Below are 23,095 nucleotides of genomic sequence, written 5' to 3'. Positions count from 1 at the left end.
AGAAAAGGTCTTTTTATGTCAATTTGGCTGTACTGAATTGAAGAACGTAGCAAACACAGCGGAGGAATCAGAGAATATGAGGTTGGAGCATGATTTTTTAGGTACCAAGGAAGTGCCATCAGATGCCTATTACGGTGTGCAAACGCTGAGAGCAAAAGAAAATTTTCCAATTACAGGCCAAAGACTGCACCCTGAGTTGATTAAAGCCATGGCGATCGTGAAAAAGGGAGCAGCGACGGTAAATATGGAACTAACCCGTTTACATCGCCCCAAAGCAGAGGCCATTATTCAGGCTGCTGATGAGATTATACAAGGACAGTTGCATGATCATTTCATCGTCGATCCGATTCAGGGCGGCGCAGGCACGTCCATTAATATGAATACAAATGAAGTGATTGCGAACCGCGCGTTGGAGCTGATTGGCAAGCAACGCGGAGATTATCAGGAGATCAGTCCTAATAATCATGTTAATATGGCGCAATCGACGAACGATGCTTTTCCTACTGCCGTACACTTGGCTGTATTAAGTATGATTGATAAGCTGTTAGCCACCATGAGTGAGCTTCAGGAAGCATTTTCCCGGAAGGCAAATGAGTTTGATAGTGTGATTAAAATGGGCCGGACTCACTTGCAGGATGCAGTGCCCATCCGATTAGGGCAGGAGTTTCAGGCTTATGCGCGTGTGCTGGGTCGTGATATCGGACGCGTCCGTGCGACCAAGCAGCACCTGCTAACGATTAATATGGGTGCAACTGCGGTGGGTACTGGCCTGAACGCAGACCGTCGTTATATTCAGCGTGTCGCAGAGGTACTGGCAGAAGTCAGTGGCTTCCCTGTGGAAGCTGACGAAAATCTTGTAGATGCTACACAAAATACGGATGCTTATACTGAAGTGTCTGCTGCCTTGAAAATTTGTATGATGAATATGTCTAAGGTGGCAAATGACATCCGGTTAATGGCTTCCGGACCTCGTGCAGGTCTGGGAGAACTGAGTCTGCCTGCTCGTCAGCCAGGGTCATCCATTATGCCGGGCAAGGTAAATCCGGTGATGTGTGAGGTTATTAACCAAATTGCTTTCCAAGTCATTGGTAATGATCATACAATCTGCTTGGCTTCTGAGGCTGGTCAGCTCGAGCTGAATGTGATGGAGCCTGTACTGGTCTACAATCTGCTGCAATCGCTGGAAATTATGAAGCAGGGCTTCCACGTCTTCCGCATTCATTGTGTGGAAGGAATTGAAGCGAATGTGGAGCGTTGTCGTGAATATGTAGAGAACAGTGTAGGCATTATTACAGCGCTTAATCCGCATCTTGGATATGAGGTGGTATCACGCATTGCTCGCGAAGCAATTACGACTGGGAAATCGGTGCGTGAGTTGTGCTTGCTGTACAATGTACTGACCGAGGAGGAGCTGGACATTATATTGGACCCGTACCAAATGACTCAGCCTGGTATTGCTGGAGAATCTTTGCTGAATCGCGAGTAATGGTGCAGAGTATGGAGTTTAAACAGCTTTGAGGCAAGACGAAGATAGCCCCGTCGAATCTGGCGGGGCTATTGTTATGTGCTAAAGAGAGATGTAATACGGGAGCCAGCGTGCATAGGGGGGTTCCCTGTCAAGGATGATATGGCTACGCTTATGGTAGAAAAGGGAGAGTTGGATGTTGCTAGAGAAATTATTGGCATACAAGGAATTAGGAATAGGACTCATTGTACTTTTAGTGTTGTTTGCGCTCATCATCAGAGGACTGATACGTAGTCGCAGAAATCGGATTTTACGTGATCTGGACCCACGCAAAATTGGAATTCAGGATATAGATCGTATGGAGGATGGCTCGGAATTTGAGCTTTATTTGCAGCGGTTATTATCCGCGCTTGGTTATAAGGACATCTATAAAACAACCAGTAGCCGGGATTTTGGAGCGGATCTGGTTTTTACAGACCGTGAAGGCGTCAGAGTTGTCATACAGGCCAAACGTTATGGGGTACAACATCCGGTAGGCTTGGGAGCAGTGCAGGAGATTTATACCTCTATGCGTTATTATGCGGCCGACAAGTCTATCGTTATTACCTCCGGCCGTTATACGGAATCCTGTAAAACACTTGCTGCTGTCAACGGGGTTAAATTATTAGACCGCAACGACTTGATCGACATGATTGATTTATTCAAGACGAAACGCCGCGAGGAAGTCATGGATCTCATAGAAAGTAAAACCGAAGTGATTGCTTCCAAATGGAGTGAAAGATAATCATCAAAGGGACTGAAAATACTGGCGACGAGATCGAAGCCCAGTAACAGTCCCTTTTATTTTTTAACATGATGCTTGCTCTTATACTGTTATCATTAGATGCCTGTCCAGACATCCTTGGCATAGCGTTTTTCCTGTTGGAGACGATCCAACCATTGCTGTGCTTCTTCGTCACTGGTATGGTGTGCTTCCGCGTAAGCAGCACAAAGGGTGTTTTCTACATCGGGAGCCATACGGCTACCATCACCGCATACATACAGATGCGCTCCTTCATCAAGCAAGTGAATAAGAGTGTCCGCATCTTCCTTCATGACATGCTGTACGTATCTTTTGGATTGACCGGGCAGACGTGAAAAGGCTGTATGAAGCGTAACGATTCCCTCCTGCTCCCAGGCTTGCAGCTCTTGCTTGTACAGATAGTCGAGCTTTGGATTACGGCAGCCATAATATAGATGAGCCTCGCCGAGCTGTTCTCCTCTCTCCTTAAGTACATGGCGTGTCTGGAGGAATCCGCGGAATGGTGCTACTCCAGTACCCGGACCGATCATGATGACAGGCACGGCTGGATCTTCCGGCAAACGGAAGCCCGACTGAGGCTTACGCACAAAAATGACAATTGGATCATCTGGTTGGAGCTGCGCCAAATAATTGGAGGCAATTCCTAGGTATTCACCTTGTCCGCTACGGGCGGGTCCACGCACGACGCCCACTGTTATACTCGCCGAATTATCCGATTCAAGCGGAGAGCTTGAGATGGAGTAGTACCTAGGCTTTAGTGGTGGTAACAGCGAGATAAAGTTTTCAAATGGCAGCTCGCAGGCTGGATACTTCTCCAGAATATCCAGCATCGTGATGCGCTTCTGCCGTATCTCTTGCTCGAAGGAGGTATCCTCCAGCAAAGCTTCGATTTCTTTCTTGTGCGGTGGACACACTGTAAAGGATGCCAGTTGCCGTAGCTGGGCTCTCGTTGCCGGTTCTTGCAGTTCCACACTGAGAGTGAGCAAATCTCCTATGCTGACAGGCCGATCTAAGGGGAGATGCGCCGCATCCCGGTCACTGCCTCTCAATACGATGTAGTCCTGTTCCTGTAATTTAAAGCGTTGCATCACCCTTTTGACCAGCGAAGCAGGATTACGCGGTAACACACCAAGGTGGTCACCTTCGCGATAGGACAATCCGGTTGGTAATTTGAGCTGCAGATGTCGTGTACTGCGTTCACTTTCAGCAGCAAGCAGCTCACGATTCGCTGTAACGACGGCGGTAACTGCTCCGTAGTTGTCTGCAAGAGGTGTACTGAGTATGGCGCTGACGAACTCTATGCTCAGGCTGTTGCTGTCCTGCGGTTCTGTATCATTGTGCTCTACCTGAAAGCATTCAACAAATCCGGCCATAAGCCGTGGTTCCAGGCTTCCCAATCCTTCTCGAAGTCACCGCTGGCATCGCCCTCACCCCGGTCATACAGTCGCTTCGCCCCTTTGGCAGACATCAGCTCGTCGATCAGCCTTGGAATACGCTGATACGTGCTGGCCCAATTGCGGTCGCCGCAGCCGAATACAGCATACCTTACGCCTGCCAGTTGCCCTTCGCCTGCCTGCCCCAACCATTTTACAAAGGCATCAGCATTATCCGGCGGATGCCCGTTATAAGATGCGGTCGTAATAAGTACCACGCCTTCTTTAGGCAAATTGTCCACACGATCATTCAGAGTTGCTATGCTACTGTTGAAACCCCAATTTCGACCTAAATCGGCTAGTTCACCTGCAAGTCCCTCAGCTGTACCCAGATTCGAGCCGTACAAAGACAGCAAAGAAGTATCATGCTTTTCGGCATGGGGGGGTGCAACCTTTTGTTCCTCTTGTTGATGAAGTTCTTGAGCGGCACCTGGCAGCATGACGGCAGTCTGGGTGCTGCGCGGGCGTACTTGAATGGTGAAGCCCTCCGGCTTGAGTGTGAGCGTTTCTTTGACTTTCAACTCATAATGAGTATGATCAATCAGCTCAAAATGTTTCAATACCATACCCAGCACAAGAGTGGCCTCCTGTAAGGCAAACTGCTGTCCAATACAGGCGCGTTGACCGTTGCCAAACGGTTTGTAGGCATCTTGCGGAATGGCGGATGGGTCCTCGAAGCGTTCCGGTCGAAATTCCTCAACATCTTCGCCCCAAGCTTCGGTATCACGGTGCAGTTTTGGGATGAGTACATTGACGCTGTCACCTTTTTTAAGTGGGTAGGTTCCGTCGAGCAGCGTATCTTCTTTGGCAAAGAGAGAGAAGGCGGGCGCTGTCGGCCATAGTCGCAGAGCTTCATTCAGTATCATCTTTATGTACTTGAGTTCACGAACCTGAGTATAGGAAGGCAGCGAACCGCTGAGCACGCGATCCACTTCTTCATAGGCCTTGGTTAGCGTTCGCGGATTTTTAAGCAAATAGTAAATGGCAAAGGATAAAAGCCCACTGGTCGTTTCATGACCGGCGATGAGAAAAGTGATGATCTGATAGCGGATATTTTCATCATCCAGCGTTTCACCAGTTTCTGGATCTTTGCCTTCCAGCATACGTGCCAGTAAATCCTCTTCTCCTTGGTTGCCAAGGGTTTTGCGTTCTTGAATAATGCTGTCTACCAGAGAAAACATCGTTTCGATATCGTGTTTAAACTGCTTTTTCTTCGATAACATCAGCTTGTTTTGCAGATTGAGGCGTTGCAGCTGACCCATCGCTTCATCTAGTGCGCGTGTCATACTGGTCACGAACGGATGGGGCTGATCGCGGTAGAAGCTGTTAAAACGATAATTAAAGCCGCATAATCCGATGGTATCCAAAGTCAGCCGGGTCATATCTTCCGGTACCTCTACACTTTCATCGGGATTAAGCCGAGACCATTTCTGTATCAGCTGAACAGCAAGATCAAGCATCATATTGTGATAACCCTTCATAGCCCTCTGACTGAAGCTTGGCAGCAAAATTTGGTGGGCCTTGCGCCAGTTCGGTTCCTCAGTCCAGCTTGTGAATAGTCCGTCTCCTGCAAAAGCTCGTACTTTTTGTAACGGAGCCCACACTTGTTTGTCGAAACGGGATTCATCACAAGCATCTGCGACCAGCCTATGACCGGAAATATAAATGTTCGTTCCTTCAGGCAGATCCATGCGAAAAATTGGACCGTACTCATAAGAAAGCTTAACCAGAGACTGGACAGGGGCATGTGTATCGATCAAGGGCAGATTACCTAAGGGACCATAAGTTTTGGGCTGCGGAATTAAATCTGTCGAAGTCATATTAAATGTTGCTCCTTTCGGATTGAAATAGAGTGATGGTTTCAGAGTGCCTATGTTTTCCAAATTACACTTTATTCTTCCGATATAAACGAAAATAAATGAATTTGGACAGTTCGTATAATAAAAGCAGTGCGAAAATCTACATTTTTTACATATAGAGAAAAAATAATCCTATTTATCATGTTCTATTTACAATGAATTTACAGAAACTCTTATGAAAAAATATGCTTTTATAACCGATATAAAGATGTTGGGGATTTCCAAATTATGCTGAGGTGATATGTCATGAAAAAGCGAGCTATATTATTAAATTTTAGGTGGATTCCCATTGTCACAATCTTTGCATTATTGCTAAGTGCATGTGGGCAATCGGCAGCACAAACCAAGGCTCAGCCCATTAAGGTGGGAATCGTACTGTCAGATATTGGTCTGGGTGACCAATCTTACAGCGATGCGGCTTTTCGAGGTTTGGTTAAGGCACGGGATGAGGGGAAGATTGTTTTTGAATACCGGGAAATAACTGAGACCAAGACGTATGATGCGGCTTTTGAGCAGCTTGCTCAAGAAAAAGCTGATTTAATCGTTGGATTAGGTTACATGGTGAAGGACAGTCTGGAAGCCATCGCCAAAAAATATCCAGACCGTAAATTTTTAATCGTGGATGAAAAATCAAATTTACCGAATGTGGCTTCTATTACCTTTAAAGAAGAAGAAGGCAGTTTTATGGCCGGAGTCATTGCAGGGTTGACGAGTCGCACCGAACAGGTGGGCTTTCTCGGAGGTGTGGAATCTCCTTTGCTGAAAAAGTTTGAAATTGGATATAGCGCAGGGGTTCACTCAGTCAAGCCTGATGCCAAAGTCACCGCTACGTATGCAGGCGATTTTGGAAAGCCAGAACTGGGTACGCAAATTGCAGATGACATGATCAATAAGGATCAGATTGACGTCATCTATGCAGCCGCAGGCCTTACGGGCGTGGGTGCGCTACAAGAAGCACAGAAGCAGCAAAAATTCGCCATCGGGGTCGATAGCGACCAGTTTTTCATTGCGGAAAAAGCGGTAGTGACCTCGATGATTAAAAATGTAGATATTGCAATTTATGCAGCAGTCAAAGGCTTTGCAGATCATCAAAGAAAATTTACGGAGAAGGACATGGTATTCGGTCTTGCGAAAGATGGCGTAGGTTTGGCGCCTATTCGTGTTGTGACACTGAATCCGGATCAGCAAAAGTTGTTGGATGATTTAATGGAACAAGTCAAGTCCGGCACACTTACTGTACCCACCCAATAAATTTTCGCAAACGGAGGATGAATGTTGATGAAACTGCAAGGTAAACTGGTGCTGAACGCGATGATTTCCCTGATCGCTTGCCTGGCTTTAGTGGCTTATATCATTTTTGAATTAATTCGTATTAACTCGCAAAACAGTAATCTTGTTCCGGCTATGTTGAATGTACAGCAGCTCAATGCCTATTTGATTCAGTCGGGGCAGGCGCTACAAAATTATTCTACTTCCATGACGGAGAGCAACAAAGCCGATGTGCAAAATCAGCTGACTCAGTCTGAAAAAACGATTACTTTGCTTTCACAGGGCATGATGCAGACCACAGAGCAGCAAAAGCGACTGAATACGATTAAAACAAAATTCAGCCAATTGAAAGTAGCAACGGAGAAAGCAATGAGTACCCAAAACAGCCCAGAGTCCAAGCGGGAGGCCATGCGTGCCCAAGGGATTCAGAACGATGTATTTATGCTGGATCTGCTGACCAAGGCACGTTATGACCAATACACAGAAGATTTGACCAAGAGCATTCGTTTTACTTGGCAATTGGCCTTGGCAGGTGCAGTTATACTTCTGGTGGCGGTTGGGTTATATAATACATATACCTCCAGGCAACTTGCCCTTAGAACACGCAAGTTAACGGATGCTGCGAAGCAAATTGCCGAGGGGAATTTGACAGTGCAGCTCGCCCAAACGAAGGGACGCGATGAGCTGGACGAGCTTAATGAATCTTTCCGGGTCATGATCGGGAACTTGCGTAACATTGTACTCTCCATTGATCAGGCGGGTAATCGTGTCGATCTGATGGCTCGGGATATTGATCAGCATAATGAGGCCATGAAGGAAATTGTGACACAAGTTAGCACGTCAACAGAGGAACTGGCGATAGGCAGTCAGAAAATTGCTGAGGATCTGTCGTCGACGGTTGGCGTTGTGGACGAGATGCAGCACAAGTTTGAATCTAATCTGCTGGAGACCACACAATCGACCGCGTATAGTGAGGATGCTTTGCGTGTCATTGAGCAGGGGACGCGGGTCATGAGCGATCAACTGCGCATCGTTGCAGAAAATCGTTCAGCCATGTCCGAAGTGGAGCAGACAGTCAAGGAGTTGGAGGCCAATGCAGCCGAGATTACAACCATGACGGGCTACGTATCCGAAATTGCCAGCCAGACGTCGCTGTTGTCCTTGAATGCTTCTATTGAGGCTGCACGTGCGGGTGAAGCGGGAAAAGGCTTTGCTGTTGTTGCCAATGAAGTGAAAAAGCTGGCGAATCAATCAGAGTCTGCTGTAAAGAAAATTTATACCGCTGTCGAAGGTATTACGCAGGCTATGGATAAGGTGAAGACTTCTGTGGCGCAAAGTCAGGAGCTGTTCCGTGAGCAGGAGAAGGCAACCTCCTCCACCGGAGAATCGTTCACAGAGATTAGTGGCAAAGTGCAGCAAATTGCTGGCCAAGTCAACAAGCTGTCAACGGACATGAAGGTATCGCGAGAACTGAGCGTACAGGTGCAGCAAGCTATCGAAAATATTAGTGCAATCACTCAGCAGTCCGCCGCAGGCAGCGAAGAGATTACCGCATCCACGGTGGAGCAGAAGCGTTCCTTTGAGGAATCGGCTGAGAAGGTAAAAGAGCTTCGTCAGATTCGCGAGGAGATGCAGCGGGAGCTAGATCGTTTTCAGGTGGAAAAGACAAGCTAACACCTGTGAAGCGAGTATCTGTTTTTGCTGAATAATGAATATAAGCAGTGCCAAAGAAGAAGTTCTATCTTATACAGGGAGACTTCTTCTTTTTTATTTTAATGATGTGACTTCTATTAAGTTTGATTTACATAGGCAGGGAATTCCGACTCTTGTGTCAAATAGATTAGGGAGAATATGGCACCAGATATATTAGTAAGAGGAAGATGGACAACGAAGTCTGGAAGGATGAAGTTACGGGAATGTTGCGACTTAAGCTTCGATTGATACTGAAAAATAAACAGACAAGACTGATTCTATTGCTCACTCTGTGCGTGTCGCTCGTGATTAGCGTGATCGGCTTGCTATCGTATTCAGGATACCGTGAAGGTTTGGATACCGAGCTGAACACACCCAATATAGAATTATTGCAAATCAATCTGGATGTGACCAATCGGGCTTTTCGTGAGTCTGATAACAAGGCGCTGGATGCAGCATATCATCCGGACGTAGAGGCTTTTGTACGTGTCCAAACGGATGGAAAATCTCTGTCAGACAACGCCTCCGTCATAGATCGGCTTCAGAAATACTTGAAAACCCTTTCTTCGCACGAAGAAATTTATTCGGTTGAAGTTATTTCTTTGGACAATCATGCTCTCGTATCCAGCAATTATGGTTACATGCCTGATTGGAAGCAGGCACCGGATACCACATGGGTTCCCTGGATTCAGGACATTCAAAAAAAGCCGTTGTTGATTAAGCGGAGATGGTACGGCACCGATCGTGAGCAGGGGACGGTAGAGTTGCTTTCGCTGGCCAGGCCCATAGTAGAGAATGGTCGGGTCATGGGTGCGGTGCTAATCAATCTGGATTACGATCGTTTTTTTTCCAAACTATATATTCATTTATCCAACTCGCAATACGTGTATGATCTGGACGGCGAGTTGATCTATCCCAAGCTGAGATCGTCCTTACCCTTAAATGATATGGGCAGGATTTTGAAAGAACTGGATGTGAGCCCCTATGCTTATGTGGAGATAGGGGACATGGAATATATGGCGAACCAAACCTTTTCTGATGTAACGGGATGGCGTCTAGTATCGCTCGTTCCGATGGACAAGCTGCTGAAAAATGTAAAGCTGGCGCGCAATATGATGCTGTGGCTTGCCTTTATCTCCATACTGGCTGGGTGCTCAGCAGTTTACTATTACAATTATGCAGCTTTTCGCCCCTTGAAAAAAATTAATAGCCTGTTGAATTCGGGCAATAAGGGAATGCGCCAAGGAGGATTGTATGACCTGGAACCTGTGATTAGCAAACTTGTTGGAGAGTTTCACCGCAAATCATTGGTGGTTGAGCGAAGCTTGCCGGAGCTGCGTTCCAAATATATGGAAGATGTCATCCAGCGTAGAATGGGCATACAGGAAATGCGTATGAAATGGGAACAGTATTTTTCCGATTGGGACGGCCATTCTTTGTTTGTCATGATCGTGTCCATTGACCGGTATTCTGCGTGGGCTGCAAGCTTTCCAGAAGAAGATAAAATGCTGCTCAAGTATGCGCTGAACAATATTTTGCTAGAGATGCTCGAACCTCACTGGAAAGCAGTATGCTCGCCGGAGGAGGAAAGTGGTTTTATTGTGCTGTTACAGTTCAGTGAGAGTTCGAATGAAGTTGGTACAGAGACTGACCTCCAAGAGAGCATTTTGCTTCAGAAAAGTGTGGATAGGCTGATTCAGGTTGTCGGTGAGTATCTTCCTTTGACTATTTCTATAGGGATTGGTCACATGGTCACGGATATTCAAGAGGCACGGGCGTCTTTTATAAAAGGAAAAGAGGCCCTTAATTTGCGTTTGTATGAGGGGTATGGACGTTCATATACGAATATAGACAGCAGCATAAGTGTGAAAAAGGATAACACAGTGGATGAACAGTCAAAGGAGCAGATTCAGGATTCAACATTGCTGGACAATCGGCGTGTGGAAATGATTCGTGCCATGGAGTCACAGGAACCTGGTGCAAGTGTAAAGCTAATCAGCCACTGGGTAGAAGAACTTCGACTCCACAGAACATCCCCAGCCCAGGTTTACTTGTTTGTTCATGAATTGCTGGAAGATTTGCTAAAATGGTGTACCACTCAGAGTGTGACGCCGCCGGATCAGCTTGCTGATTACCACTGGAATCAGATTCTGACACTAGACCTTCAAGACATTGAGGTATTGCTGGTCATTATGTTGACTGATATTGAAGAAAAATGGCACGGCCGCATTCAGTCCAAAGATTTTGTGCGTGTACAAGAGATGATCGAGTATATGGAACATCACTTGCATTTGAACATCGGGCTTCAGGAAATTGCGGATCATGTTCACATGAGCGTGTCCTCGGTGAGCAGCATGTTCAAGGAAGAAACGGGGACCACCGTTTATGATTATTTGACTGGATTACGCGTAAAAAAGGCATGCACATTACTATGTGAAACCCATTTGAAAATCGGTGAAATTGCAGAACAGGTCGGATACCGAAATGAGAACAGCTTTATTCGGGTATTCCGCAAGCACAAACAAGTGACCCCAGGGAAATTCAGACAAATCAGCAAATCTTCCAATGAATATGCAGATCGGTCAAAAGGTCGATACTTTGGCGAAATAGAAGATAAATACGAAGATTAAGCGATAGCTGTAGCCCTCCACGTTGCGGTACATTGACTTCATGTAAACGCAAACAACAAGACCGAAAACGTTGGAGGTGAAAACGGGCGCATGACGGGCCCAGTTCATTTTTGGAGAAGAGGAAACGTAATGAAGAAAAAGCCATGGCAAAAATATGTGCTGGTTGCGGCAGGAGTAGCTATGCTTTCTGCCTTGAGTATCAGTGAATATGTGGATCACCGCACCCTGCAGGATCACAGCCGTATATTTCCTACGAAGCCAATAACACTCGTCGTTCCTTATGCGGCCGGAGGCGGTACAGATATTACCGCGAGAGCGTTGGCGAAAGCCGCCGAAAAGCATCTCGGTCAGCCGATAATCGTCGTTAATCGAACGGGAGGAGGCGGTTCTGTCGGGCTGATGGAAGGGGCTGAGGCGCAGGCGGACGGTTATACCGTAACGTATCTGGTCGCTGAGCTGACTACGTTGCCTCATTTGGGACTGCTACCGCTCACCTATGAGCGATTTAAGCCGCTGCTTCAAACCAATATGGACCCTTCCGCCATTACGGTCCGGGCGGATGCACCATGGAAGACAGCGGAGGCATTTCTGGAGGATGCTGGGGCCCATCCCGGCAAGCTCAAAATGGGGAATGCAGGCACAGGGAGCATATGGCACCTTGCTGCCGCGATGCTGGAGCAGAAAAGCGGAGTCCGCTTTACCCATATCCCTTATGAGGGAGCAGGCCCAGCCGTCTCCGCTTTAATGAGCGGATTTGTGGATGCTGTACCCGTCAGTCCTGCAGAAGTGAAGAAATACGTGGACGAAGGGAAACTTCGCATACTGGCGATCCAGGCAGACACTATTTCGGAAGCGTTTCCAAAAGTGCCGACACTACAGCAAGCCACTGGGCTGCGTGTACATTTTATTGGTACTTGGAGAGGGCTGGCTGTACCCAAGGATACACCGGATGAAGTTGCTCAAACGCTGACGGATGCACTGATCAAGGGGACGAAAGACGAGGAATTCAGGGAGGAAATGCGTAAGCATGGGTTGGGATTGCGTGTACAGGATGCAGAGGCATTCGCGCAGCAACTGAAGGAGAGTCATGATACCTTCGCAAGACTGATTCCCGAGCTCGGCTTGAGCCGCAAGTAATACGGCCTTGTTTTTGCATTGGCAAAAACGAAAGGGTTGAACGAAGTAATGAAAATCAAACAAAACATTGATAAAATTCCAGGGGGCATTATGCTGGTGCCGCTGTTTATTGGCGCACTTTTTCATACATTTACTCCATGGGCAGGCGACTATTTTGGATCTTTTACCAAGGGGCTGATGACAGGTACGGTACCCATTTTAGCAGTGTGGTTTTTTTGTATGGGTGCTTCTATAGATGTGCGAGCGACGGGTACTGTATTGCGTAAATCAGGAACGCTCGTATTGACTAAAATCGCGGTTGCATGGGTAGTGGCGATCATTGCATCCAGATTGCTGCCTGTTGGTGGTGTAGAAAGTGGACTATTTGCAGGTTTGTCGGTGCTGGCGCTGATCTCGGCTATGGATATGACGAACGGCGGGTTATACGCCTCCATTATGCAGCAGTATGGCTCCAAGGAAGAGGCAGGAGCATTTGTACTGATGTCACTGGAATCGGGTCCGTTGGTGACCATGATTATTTTGGGTAGCACTGGGCTGGCCGTTTTTGAACCGCAGACATTTGTGGGGGCGGTATTACCATTTTTGGTCGGCTTTATGTTGGGCAATCTGGATCATGATTTCCGAAAATATTTTGGGAACGCAACGCAAGCTTTGATTCCATTTTTCGGTTTTGCACTTGGTTGTTCCATTGACCTGAGTGTCATTGTCCAGACAGGTATGCTTGGTATTTTATTGGGTATTTTTGTCATTATCATTACAGGTATTCCACTGATTTTGGCGGACAAATATATCGGTGGTGGCAACGGTACAGCAGGAATTGCAGCCTCTAGTACAGCAGGAGCAGCAGTAGCCAATCCAGTCATTGTCGCCAATATCAAGCCTGAGTTCCTGCCTGTTGCGCAATCTGCAACGGCCTTAGTTGCTGCTTCGGTCATTGTGACCTCGATTTTGGTACCTATTCTGACGGCATACTGGGCCAATTATATGAAGCGTAAGGGGAAATCCCAAGGAGCAGGGCCTGTAAATCCAGGGGCGAATGTACCTAAATAAAGTTTGGATGATGATGCTCTCAACTTATGGACCTTTCCATTACCCGGGAAATGCTTTTGCAGTTATACCTTCAATCCTAACATTACAAAACTTGTCCTAAAACGCTTCTGCAAACATACATATGTAAGCAGAGGAGCGTGATGGAATTGGAAAACAAGGTGCGTCGCTACTACCAGTTAAAGCAAAAGCAAAAAGAAATTGAAGGTGAACTGACTGATTTGCGTAATGACATTACCGCTCATTGTGCACAGCAGGAAGTATCAGATTGGGAAATTGGCAACTACCGAGTCAAGATTATACAGCAGCACCGCAAGGAATACGATCATACAAAGCTGTATGATTCACTGCCTGATCCGCAGCTATGGCGCTTGTTTTCCAAGCCGGATACGTCGAAGATTGCCAGTTTGCTTAAGCTCAAGGTCATCGCAGAGGAGCAAATAAAAGATGCCGTTTCTCTTAAAACGGTGACGCTATTGCAGGTGGATAAAAAATAAATAAAAAGAGCTGCCCCCGTTTTCGGAGCCAGCTCTTTTTATTGTCTGTTGTTTACTAGTCTTCCATCTTCACGCTCTATGAATTATTTATCAGACAAACTTTTTCCCACTCCTTTGAGAAAATGAATACCAAATCCCATTGCCCGGTTTACATCTGGATCATTCATCGCCTTCATAAGATCGCGCAGACGAGTCTTTTTATTCTGCTTTAGATGTTCTTCGGCTTCGTTCAGGCCATTGGTAACGCTATTTGTCAGCTTTTTCACCAGCTCGGGGTCTACCTCAGACAGCATCCCTGCTGCTCCCATGAGATTATTGATGATGTTCGTCACAGGCTTACGCGTCGCTTGTCCTACAGCGATTTTGGCGATGCTTTCTTTGGCTTTTAGCATAGACTGAGCTGCTTCGAGAAGACCACTGTCGTGCAGCTCGCGTACGATTTCAAGCGTCTTCTGCAATGCCGCCCCATTGTCCGCCAGATCAGCAGTAAGCTGATCCAGCGATTGTTTTTGGCGTTTTTCTTCTGTCAAAACGCGTTTTCTCACAATTGAAATAGGCTTAGCCACGGCTTGACCTCCTTATTTTTGATCCACCAAATCGACGTAACCGGGACGATTCCACTTACGGTCCACTTCAACCCCATTTTGCGGATGGCGCTTTTTGTAACGCGGATTGATACGTGGTAGTGGATTTTGACCGTCTACCTCCAAAATTTGCATCCGTACTTTGGCTTGTTTATAGGCCGGTGTACGGGTGACCACATCGAACGCTCCACCAGTTAACAGATTGACCGCACCATCATGGCTGGTAGAGTGCATTGGCACATAAATTTCAGTTCCCTGCACGCGGTCTGTAACCAGAACGCGTAGCTTGACCGCACCATAAGGGGATTCCAATCGAACCAGCGATCCATTAGTGATTCCGCGCTCCTCAGCCAATTCAGGTGACACTTCCACAAATACTTTTGGAAGTTTGAGCTGAATACCTGCTGATTTGGTCGTCATATTTCCTTCATGAAACTGTTCGAGCAGTCGACCATTATTTAAGGTCAAATCGAATTCAGCGGGGTACTCTTTCGGTGGTACATATTCGAAAAGTCCCAAACGCGCTTTTTTATCCGGAAAGTTAAAGCCGTTGGTGTGCAGCAGCGGTGTATTGCTACCATCCGGCGATCCCCAGTGGAAGCTGTTCCAGCCTTCCAATACGTCATAATTACATTGGGAGAAAAATGGAGTGAGCGACGCCATTTCCTCAAAAATTTCACTTGGATGGCTGTAATCCCAATCAAATCCCATGTGCTTGGCAAATTGGCTGAAAATCCACCAATCTGGTTTGCTGTCTCCCATAGGGCGGAGTGCTTCATATAAACGCTGGACACGACGTTCGGTGTTCGTAAAGGTCCCGTCTTTTTCGAGTGAAGGTACGGCTGGCAAAATGACATCAGCGAATTCAGCTGTTTTGCTCAGAAATACATCCTGAACGACAAGGAAATCCAAGTTCGCCAGCATTTCTTGGGTATGGTTGGAGTCGGCATCCACCCATGCCATCTCTTCTCCAGCGATATACATCGCTTTGAGCTTACCTGTTTCAATGGCTTCCAGCATCTGAATGTTGTCCAGTCCGCGCTGACCTGGAATTTGTACGCCGTAGGCCGCTTCAAACTTGGCACGAATGACCTCGTTCGTCACGGGCTGATAGCCCGGGAAAATATCCGGCATCGTACCCATATCGGCAGCACCCTGCACATTGTTATGTCCGCGAAGCGGATAAGCGCCTGCACCCGGACGCATAAAGTTTCCAGTCACCAGCAGTAGGTTGGCAATTGCAATCGAAGTGTAAGAGCCTGCGATGTTTTGCGTCACACCCATGCCCCAGCAAATGGCAGTGCCGTCGGCTTCATGAATCATAGTCGCTACCTCAATCAGTGTCTCTTTGGAAATACCAGTTTCCTGTTCGGCAAATTCCAGGGAGAAACGCTCTAGCAACTTCAAATATTCAGGATAGAAGTTTACATGCTCTTCAATGAATTTTGCATCATGCCAGTTTTGCTCAATGATGTATTTGGCTACAGCGGATAACCATACATAATCAGTACCTTGCTTCGGACGAATGAACAGATCTGCGCGTTCTGCCATTTCATGCTTGCGCAGGTCGACCGAGATCAACTTTTGACCGTACAGCTTATGCGCACGTTTGATACGAGTAGCCAGCACTGGATGTCCTTCTCCCGGCGCGCAACCGACCAGCATGACCAAACCTGCTTTGGCAATATCTTTAATCGTACCGCTGTCCCCACCGATGCCTCCGGTGTATTGTAGCCCCCATGACGCAGGAGATTGGCAATACCGTGAGCAATTATCGACGTTATTCGTTTGGAAGACCTGACGAGCCAACTTCTGCATCAAATAGTTTTCTTCATTGGTGAATTTGGACGAAGAAATAAAGCCGAGTGCTTCGCCACCGTAAGTTTCTTGAATAGCTCCCATTTTGCTGGCCATCAGGCTCAGTGCCTCTTCCCAGGTTGCTTCCACAAATTCGTCACCTTGACGAATTAAAGGGGAGGTCAGACGCTGATCGCTGTTCACAAAATCCCAGCCGAATTTTCCTTTTACGCATGTCGAGATACCGTTAACAGGTCCCTCAGAGGTAGGTTGTACCTTCAAAATTTTGCGGCCTTTGGTCCAAACCTCAAAGCTGCAACCTACACCGCAAAACGTACAGACGGTTTTCGTTTTTTTTGTACGGGTTTCACGCATCGCTGCTTCGGCTTCGGAAATAGCAAAAATCCCACTATAGCCCGGCTCCACTTCCTTTATTAAATCCACCATCGGATTTAATAGATCCTTATTCATGCCACTCATGAAGCCTGCTTCTCCCAGCATGGATTTCTCCATCAAGGCATTGCATGGGCAGACGGTTACACACTGACCACAGCTAACGCAGGAGGAATCGTTAATCGCAACCCTGTCATCCCATATGACGCGAGGGCGTTCAGCTTCCCAGTCGAGGGACAGCGTTTCATTGACCTGAAGGTTTTGGCATACCTCTACGCATTGGCCGCATGCAATACATTGATTGGGGTCATATCGGTAGAAAGGATGAGACATATCTACTTCTGTCGGGTCAACTTTCGGTTGATACGGATATTTTTGATGTTCAATTTCCATAAGCTCTGCTGTATTATGCAAAGTACAATTACCGTTGTTGTTATCGCACACTGTGCAGTAGAGGAGATGATTTTCCAGCAATCGGTCCATAGCCTCGGTTTGAGCTGCTTTCGCGCGATCCGAATGTAAATGAATATTCATTCCATCGGAAGCCAGTGTCGAGCAGGAACGCATAAGTTTTCCGTCCACTTCCACGATACATGTGTCACAGGTACGGATCGGATCGACTTCGGGAACGTAACACAGCTGGGGATGGGCGATGTTGTTTTCGTTAATCACTTCAAGAATCGTTGCGCTGTTCTTCGTTTTCAGTTCCTGTCCGTTTAATGTAATTTTGATCGCACTATCAGTCACGGTTCAGGCTCCTTTCAGATTTTAAATTTAAAAATTAGGAATAAAAAAACTCCACCATAAACACAAGTGCTCGTGTTCCAGCACTTGTGTTTATGGTGGAGTAGTGACCAAGCTCTAGGTCCTGGAGGCCAATCCGCCATTTGAATATGTATTAATAACAAACAGTACGCACCGTCTGTATATCAATAACTTCTGAATAACTTAGATATGTCATTTTCTGCATGTCATCTCGTGTAACTATAACGTAAAATTTAAGATAGTTCAACGGTACATTATTAATTTTTTAATTGATAATGATTATCGTCTGAGAAATCGAAAAATCATTGACAAACGTTCCAGGATTGCTAACAATAGGAATGTAATCTATTTCAGAGCAATCGTAAATGGAGTGTACGTGGGAATCGCGTATATTTTATTTGTCGCAGCGCTTGTTAGTTTGATTTTTCTATATCACATGATGTGGGATTCGTAAAATCCTGATGTAGATAAATTAACCGGCATTTAGCAGATTCTTCGATATTCATAAGCGAAGAAGTTGTTGTGATGCCGGTTTTTTGGTTCAGTATAAAATGAATGGAAATACCGTCCCAATTTAGAGTGTAAAGAGTTTTATTAATGAAGACGGATTGAGGTGAACAGGATGGCGAACCGGAGCGACGATCAATGGAATCGTCCGTTACGGGACTTAAGAATATCCGTCATAGACCGATGTAATTTTCGGTGCCGATATTGTATGCCGGAAGAAATATTTGGCCATGACTATCCGTTTCTGCCAAAAGAAAAGATATTGACCTTTGAGGAAATTACGCGCCTTTCTCGTATTTTTGTCTCGCTGGGCGTTACGAAGCTGCGTATTACTGGTGGTGAGCCGTTGCTGAGGAAAAATTTGTCCTTGCTTATTCATTCGTTAACTCAACTCGATGGGGTTGAAGATATTGCAATGACGACAAACGGCGTATTTTTGCCTAAATATGCTGCAGCACTGCGAGAGGCAGGACTAAAGAGAGTGACGGTTAGTCTGGATTCGCTCGATGATGATCGGTTCCGCCAAATGAACGGGGGCAGAAGCAGTGTAAAGGCGGTGCTGGATGGTATTGAGGCTGCGGCTCAAACAGGGATGCAGGTGAAAATAAATATGGTCGTGCAAAAGGGCTTTAACGATCAGGATATTGTTCCCATGGCCGACTATTTTCAAAAGAAAAAGCATATTTTACGTTTTGTTGAGTTTATGGATGTAGGCAACACCAATGGCTGGAAATTGGATCAGGTCGTTTCCAAGCAGCAGATCATCGAAGCCATTCACGAGCATATGCCGTTAGAGCCTGTCCCACCCCAGTACAAAGGTGAGGTGGCGACGCGCTACAGGTATCAGGACAGAGACGGGGAAATCGGCATTATTTCGTCTGTTACGGACGCCTTCTGCTCCACATGTACACGAGCGAGAATTTCTGCTGAAGGCTCCTTGTACACGTGCCTGTTTGCCTCGCAAGGGTACAAGCTTCGCGCGATGCTGCGTTCCGAACAGTCCGATGACGAGATTAGAGCTTACATTGAGCGTGTTTGGAGAGAACGTACCGATCGCTATTCAGAGGAACGGCTGAATCATACACAGCAAGCAACATCTAAAATTGAAATGTCACACATCGGCGGGTGAGCCGAAGAGCCAGCCTGTCAGAAACAAGGGAGTGGAGCACATGGAAAAGCCAGCTGAGGTAAAACGTGAGATTCTACGTTATCGTGACGGTCAGATCAAGCGTTTTGAAGACACTGTGGTGACGGAGCATCCGGTGACCATCAAAATCAATCAGCAGGAATTTGCTACCATGGTTTGTACACCGGAGTATGTGGAGGATATGGCGGTAGGTTTTTTGGCCTCTGAAGGCGTCATTCAACGGTACGATGATATTGAAGATATTTGGGTTCAGGAAAAAGAAGGTTTTGTTCATATTAAAACCCGTCGAATGAATGAGTTTTATCAAAACTTTCATTCCAAACGGTACATTACCTCCTGCTGCGGAAAAAGTAGACAGGGCTTTTATTTTATGAATGATGCCAAAGTGGCAAAAAGAATGAATGACACCCATGTTACGCTGTCTTTTGAGGATTGCTTCCGCTTGATGAATTTAATGCAAAGCTCGGCACTTACGTTTCAGGAGACAGGTGGTGTTCATAATGCAGCGCTGTGCGACAAAGACGGGATGATCCTGTCCAGAATAGATATCGGCCGACACAATGCGCTGGATAAAATCTATGGACATTGCTTAAAACATGATATTGTATTGCAAGACAAAATCATAGTATTCAGCGGACGCATTTCGTCTGAAATTTTGTTGAAGGTTGCGAAGATTGGCTGTGAAGTTGTTTTATCCAAGTCAGCTCCCACAGAGCTTGCACTTGAGTTGGCTGAGGATCTGGGAATTACGACCGTCGGCTTTATACGCAGTCGTTCTCTGAATGTATATACGCATACCGAACGGATTGATGAACTGGTTGAATCTAAAATATAATATAAAAATCTTCAATGTACACCGTCATAGCTAACCAGCATGGAATAAAACCTTTCGGGGTATTCATTCATGTTGGTTTTTCTTGGTATATATGTGGTGGACATACATTGTACTGAAAAGGAGGGCATGTTAAATGAACTATCATATTCAAGTATTTGCCGGACTTGCGGAACAGATGGGAGGGCCTATAATTATGGTGCCTACTGAGCAAGAAACGATGACCGTTGCCGCATTAAAAGACTTGCTATCCGAGTGTTTCCCTGAATCGGCAGCTCAGTTGCAGGGTTCTTTTGTTGCCAGAAATCAAGCCTACGCCGCTCCTGAGGACCTCGTGAGTATACATGATGAGATTGCGATTATTCCTCCGGTTTCAGGAGGGTAAATTCTATTAATAGAATAGATGAATTCGATAAAATAGGTGCAAGGGGGCAGATCATATGCAATACCGTATTCAGCTATTCGCAGGTATGGCGGAGCAACTTGGTGACGTGATCACGGTAGAACTTTCACAGGAAACGGTGACCATGGCAGACATTCGAAAAAGGCTGAATGAGCTGTACCCGGAAGTGACTTCACAACTGCCAGGTTCTTTTTTTACCCATCATAAAAAGCTGGCTTCTCCAGATGAACTTGTGCTTCCATCAGATGCAATTGCTCTTCATCAGTCAGCGCCCGGGATGGAGACGGTCGTTTCAAAATGTGGTTTATTTGCCATTACGTACGACCCGATTGATGCCGATGAAGTAACCTCAAAGGTGCTCGACCCTTCTCATGGCGCCTCGCTGACCTTTAATGGTACGACTCGGGAATTTACGCAAGGTCAGCGAACGGTGCTACTTGAATATGAGGCGTATGTCCCGATGGCCATGAACACGATGAAGCAGATTGGTGACGAAATTGCAGAGAGTTGGCCTTCTACACGTACTGCGATTACACATCGGCTTGGCACGGTCAGAATTGGAGAGACGAGTGTGGTGATTGCTGTCTCTGCTGCACACCGCGATACTTGCTACGAAGCCAGCCGCCATGCCATTGAACAGTTAAAGCAAATCGTACCGATTTGGAAAAAGGAAGTGTGGGAGGACGGCTCAGAATGGAAGGGGCATCAGCTGGGTCGCTGGAATCCTCAAAATACCCCAAAGCTTTCGAATAAGGACGAGGACATCTGAGCTTTTAGCTTGTCAGATCAACTTGTAGCTATCAATGGATAAGTATGGAGGGTAAACCAACGATGTCAGAAATGGACAAAATCCAGGAAATGGAAGTTGCTGCACAAGCACATGCGCATGCGTCTCATGCCCGTTATTCTAGACAGGAATTATTCTCTAAAATTGGACCGACAGGCCAGCAAAATATCCGTAGTAAGCACGTGCTGATGGTGGGGGCCGGCGCGCTGGGCACTGCCAATGCTGACATGCTGGTGCGAGCGGGCATCGGACGGCTGACGTTGGTAGACCGTGATTATGTAGATTGGAGCAATTTGCAGCGCCAACAGCTCTATGACGAAGCGGATGCCCGTGATCAGATCCCCAAGGCAGTGGCCGCGCAGAAGCGATTGCAGCAAATCAATTCGGACGTGGACGTTCGTGCGCTAGTCCGGGACGTCTCGCTTGATGAAATCGACGATATCGCAGCAGGGGTGGATCTCATCGTAGATGCCACCGACAATTTCGATACACGTTTGCTTATGAACGATTATGCGGTCAAGCATCGAATCCCTTGGATTTACGGGGCGTGTGTGGGCAGCTATGGGACAACCTTTACCATCGTGCCAGGGCAGACACCGTGCCTACATTGCCTGCTCGGAACCGTACCGCTCGGCGGTGCGACCTGTGATACGGTCGGTGTGATTAGCCCGGCTGTACAGATGGTGGCGGCTTATCAAAGCGCCGAGGCATTGAAGCTGCTCACCGGGGACGAATCAGCCTTACAGGGGAAGCTGATATCTTTCGATCTGTGGAACAATCAGCATCAGGTGATCCAAATCAGCGCCATGAAGAAAGCCGATTGTCCAACATGTGGTGAGTACCCTGTGTATCCTTTTTTACAATCGGAGCATCAGGCTAAAACGGCTGTCTTGTGCGGACGAGATACGGTTCAAATCCGCCCGGCCCCGGGTACTGTACGTGATCTGAATGAAGCGGCACGTTTGTTGTCCCGTCAGGGGGGCAAAGTGGAGCATAATCCATACCTGGTATCCGTTGTTATCGGAACGCATCGAATTGTTCTTTTTCAGGATGGACGCGTCTTAATTCATGGGACGAAGGACATCGCTGAGGCGAGATCGATTTATCACAAATATTTGGGTTGACCAAATAGATTCGACCCGTTATGAGATGTACAATGTTTTCTTATTTTCGCTATCACATTTTCGTCATCTCATTTTGGAATTTATAAGATAGGGGAAGAACAAATTGAAAAAGAAATTTGGGTACATATTCACGTTCGTTGGATTGTTGGCATGGGTTCTGGCGGGATGCTCGTCTCCGGCTGCTGTACAGTCGGCACAGTCCGCACCCAAGACAGAACTAGTCGTATCTGCCGCTGCAAGTCTTCAAGATAGTCTGAATACGCTCAAGGGCCAGTATGAGAAACAGCACCCAGATATCAAACTTACCTTTAACTACGCTTCATCCGGTACATTACAAAAACAAATTGAGCAAGGCGCACCCGCTGACGTATTTATTTCGGCGGGCATGAAGCAAATGAAGGCATTAACGGATGCTTCATTGGTGGAAAAGGATAACGTGCTGCTTCAAAATAAACTGGTTGTGGTTGTTCCACAAGATAAGGCGAAAAGCACAGATAACAAAAGCATTACGCTCAATGATCTGATGGGTCCTTCTTACCTGAAAGTGGCTGTTGGGGAGCCTACCACCGTTCCCGCCGGACAGTATTCCAAAGAATCGTTAACGAAGGCTGGACTATGGGACAAGCTGGAACCTAAGATGGTATTCGCCAAGGACGTAAGACAGGTATTAAATTATGTTGAAACAGGCAACGCCGATGCAGGACTCGTCTATCTGACGGATGCCAAATCATCCGATAAAACGGTCATAGCACTGGAAGTGCCTGAGGAATTGCATGCACCCATCCTGTATCCTGAAGGCATTGTAAAAGCAACCAAACACAGCCAGGAAGCAGGCGAGTTTCTTAATTTTCTACGGACAGATGAAGCTATGAGTGTGTTCAGTAAAGATGGATTTTCAGCCCCTACAGAAATGACGGGAAAATAG

Annotated in this window: 16 protein-coding genes and 1 pseudogene; 14 read left to right on the top strand and 3 right to left on the bottom strand. The window is 46.7% G+C overall.

Features of this window, described 5'->3' with window-relative positions; genetic code table 11:
• Nucleotides 1–76 precede the first annotated feature (76 nt).
• Complete coding sequence (aspA, locus tag KAI36_RS18475; RefSeq protein WP_013311251.1) at nt 77–1,486, top strand: aspartate ammonia-lyase; 1,410 nt, start codon at nt 77–79, stop codon at nt 1,484–1,486.
• Between the two features lie 175 nt (nt 1,487–1,661).
• Nucleotides 1,662–2,249: a restriction endonuclease gene (locus KAI36_RS18470; RefSeq protein ID WP_220025667.1), complete on the top strand. Its 588-nt coding sequence runs from the start codon at nt 1,662–1,664 to the stop codon at nt 2,247–2,249.
• Between the two features lie 95 nt (nt 2,250–2,344).
• On the opposite strand, the pseudogene KAI36_RS18465 reads toward KAI36_RS18470, so the two are convergent.
• Nucleotides 2,345–5,520: pseudogene (locus tag KAI36_RS18465) on the bottom strand (bifunctional cytochrome P450/NADPH--P450 reductase).
• Between the two features lie 285 nt (nt 5,521–5,805).
• Here KAI36_RS18465 and KAI36_RS18460 point away from each other — a divergent pair.
• The 6 genes from KAI36_RS18460 to KAI36_RS18435 all read left to right on the top strand — a co-directional run bounded on the left by KAI36_RS18460 (nt 5,806) and on the right by KAI36_RS18435 (nt 13,831).
• Nucleotides 5,806–6,810, top strand: a complete 1,005-nt coding sequence (locus tag KAI36_RS18460; protein ID WP_220025666.1) for a BMP family lipoprotein — start codon at nt 5,806–5,808, stop codon at nt 6,808–6,810.
• Nucleotides 6,811–6,837: 27 nt separating this feature from the next.
• Complete coding sequence (locus tag KAI36_RS18455; protein ID WP_220025665.1) at nt 6,838–8,502, top strand: methyl-accepting chemotaxis protein; 1,665 nt, start codon at nt 6,838–6,840, stop codon at nt 8,500–8,502.
• 206 nt (nt 8,503–8,708) lie between these two features.
• Nucleotides 8,709–11,150, top strand: coding sequence for an AraC family transcriptional regulator (locus KAI36_RS18450; protein ID WP_220025664.1), 2,442 nt, complete (start codon nt 8,709–8,711; stop codon nt 11,148–11,150).
• 129 nt (nt 11,151–11,279) lie between these two features.
• Nucleotides 11,280–12,287, top strand: coding sequence for a tripartite tricarboxylate transporter substrate binding protein (locus tag KAI36_RS18445; RefSeq protein WP_023989574.1), 1,008 nt, complete (start codon nt 11,280–11,282; stop codon nt 12,285–12,287).
• A 48-nt stretch (nt 12,288–12,335) separates the two neighbouring features.
• Nucleotides 12,336–13,337, top strand: a complete 1,002-nt coding sequence (gene kdgT, locus KAI36_RS18440) for a 2-keto-3-deoxygluconate transporter (protein WP_134904232.1) — start codon at nt 12,336–12,338, stop codon at nt 13,335–13,337.
• Nucleotides 13,338–13,477: 140 nt separating this feature from the next.
• Nucleotides 13,478–13,831, top strand: a complete 354-nt coding sequence (locus KAI36_RS18435) for a hypothetical protein (RefSeq protein WP_160790763.1) — start codon at nt 13,478–13,480, stop codon at nt 13,829–13,831.
• An 83-nt stretch (nt 13,832–13,914) separates the two neighbouring features.
• On the opposite strand, the gene KAI36_RS18430 is transcribed toward KAI36_RS18435, so the two are convergent.
• Nucleotides 13,915–14,397, bottom strand: coding sequence for a helical membrane plugin domain-containing protein (locus KAI36_RS18430; protein ID WP_220025663.1), 483 nt, complete (start codon nt 14,395–14,397; stop codon nt 13,915–13,917).
• A gap of 12 nt (nt 14,398–14,409) precedes the next feature.
• Complete coding sequence (gene fdhF, locus KAI36_RS18425; RefSeq protein ID WP_220025662.1) at nt 14,410–17,352, bottom strand: formate dehydrogenase subunit alpha; 2,943 nt, start codon at nt 17,350–17,352, stop codon at nt 14,410–14,412.
• Nucleotides 17,353–17,992: 640 nt separating this feature from the next.
• Between fdhF and moaA the strand changes: the two genes are divergently transcribed.
• The 6 genes from moaA to modA all read left to right on the top strand — a co-directional run bounded on the left by moaA (nt 17,993) and on the right by modA (nt 23,095).
• Complete coding sequence (moaA, locus tag KAI36_RS18420) at nt 17,993–19,006, top strand: GTP 3',8-cyclase MoaA (RefSeq protein WP_220025661.1); 1,014 nt, start codon at nt 17,993–17,995, stop codon at nt 19,004–19,006.
• Between the two features lie 40 nt (nt 19,007–19,046).
• A complete protein-coding gene (fdhD, locus tag KAI36_RS18415) occupies nt 19,047–19,859 on the top strand; it encodes a formate dehydrogenase accessory sulfurtransferase FdhD (protein ID WP_220025660.1) in 813 nt (270 codons plus the stop codon).
• Nucleotides 19,860–19,992: 133 nt separating this feature from the next.
• Nucleotides 19,993–20,241 carry a MoaD/ThiS family protein gene (locus tag KAI36_RS18410; protein ID WP_013311239.1) on the top strand — a complete coding sequence of 83 codons (249 nt, stop codon included), beginning with the start codon at nt 19,993–19,995 and terminating at the stop codon, nt 20,239–20,241.
• Nucleotides 20,242–20,296: 55 nt separating this feature from the next.
• Nucleotides 20,297–21,028, top strand: coding sequence for a molybdenum cofactor biosynthesis protein MoaE (locus tag KAI36_RS18405; RefSeq protein WP_276572450.1), 732 nt, complete (start codon nt 20,297–20,299; stop codon nt 21,026–21,028).
• Between the two features lie 62 nt (nt 21,029–21,090).
• The gene (locus tag KAI36_RS18400) at nt 21,091–22,170 is read left to right on the top strand and encodes a thiazole biosynthesis adenylyltransferase ThiF (RefSeq protein ID WP_276572449.1); all 1,080 of its coding nucleotides are present in this window, start codon (nt 21,091–21,093) and stop codon (nt 22,168–22,170) included.
• A 103-nt stretch (nt 22,171–22,273) separates the two neighbouring features.
• On the top strand, nt 22,274–23,095 hold the full coding sequence (modA, locus tag KAI36_RS18395; RefSeq protein WP_013311236.1) for a molybdate ABC transporter substrate-binding protein: 822 nt from the start codon (nt 22,274–22,276) through the stop codon (nt 23,093–23,095).

The sequence above is a fragment of the Paenibacillus sp. S02 genome, from assembly GCF_019454065.1.
Taxonomy (GTDB): Bacteria; Bacillota; Bacilli; order Paenibacillales; family Paenibacillaceae; genus Paenibacillus; species Paenibacillus polymyxa_B.
The sequence above is the reverse complement of the archived record's forward strand: the minus strand, read 5'-3'. Positions and strand labels throughout refer to the sequence as shown.

What these genes read in the sequence shown, in the direction of transcription:
- KAI36_RS18435 (WP_160790763.1), top strand. Translation starts at nt 13,478, where the DNA reads ATGGAATTGGAAAACAAGGTGCGTCGCTACTACCAGTTAAAGCAAAAG.
- KAI36_RS18445 (WP_023989574.1), top strand. Translation starts at nt 11,280, where the DNA reads ATGAAGAAAAAGCCATGGCAAAAATATGTGCTGGTTGCGGCAGGAGTA.
- KAI36_RS18410 (WP_013311239.1), top strand. Translation starts at nt 19,993, where the DNA reads ATGAACTATCATATTCAAGTATTTGCCGGACTTGCGGAACAGATGGGA.
- KAI36_RS18400 (WP_276572449.1), top strand. Translation starts at nt 21,091, where the DNA reads ATGTCAGAAATGGACAAAATCCAGGAAATGGAAGTTGCTGCACAAGCA.
- KAI36_RS18470 (WP_220025667.1), top strand. Translation starts at nt 1,662, where the DNA reads ATGTTGCTAGAGAAATTATTGGCATACAAGGAATTAGGAATAGGACTC.
- kdgT (WP_134904232.1), top strand. Translation starts at nt 12,336, where the DNA reads ATGAAAATCAAACAAAACATTGATAAAATTCCAGGGGGCATTATGCTG.
- aspA (WP_013311251.1), top strand. Translation starts at nt 77, where the DNA reads ATGAGGTTGGAGCATGATTTTTTAGGTACCAAGGAAGTGCCATCAGAT.
- KAI36_RS18450 (WP_220025664.1), top strand. Translation starts at nt 8,709, where the DNA reads ATGGACAACGAAGTCTGGAAGGATGAAGTTACGGGAATGTTGCGACTT.
- KAI36_RS18405 (WP_276572450.1), top strand. Translation starts at nt 20,297, where the DNA reads ATGCAATACCGTATTCAGCTATTCGCAGGTATGGCGGAGCAACTTGGT.
- KAI36_RS18455 (WP_220025665.1), top strand. Translation starts at nt 6,838, where the DNA reads ATGAAACTGCAAGGTAAACTGGTGCTGAACGCGATGATTTCCCTGATC.
- KAI36_RS18460 (WP_220025666.1), top strand. Translation starts at nt 5,806, where the DNA reads ATGAAAAAGCGAGCTATATTATTAAATTTTAGGTGGATTCCCATTGTC.
- moaA (WP_220025661.1), top strand. Translation starts at nt 17,993, where the DNA reads ATGGCGAACCGGAGCGACGATCAATGGAATCGTCCGTTACGGGACTTA.
- fdhD (WP_220025660.1), top strand. Translation starts at nt 19,047, where the DNA reads ATGGAAAAGCCAGCTGAGGTAAAACGTGAGATTCTACGTTATCGTGAC.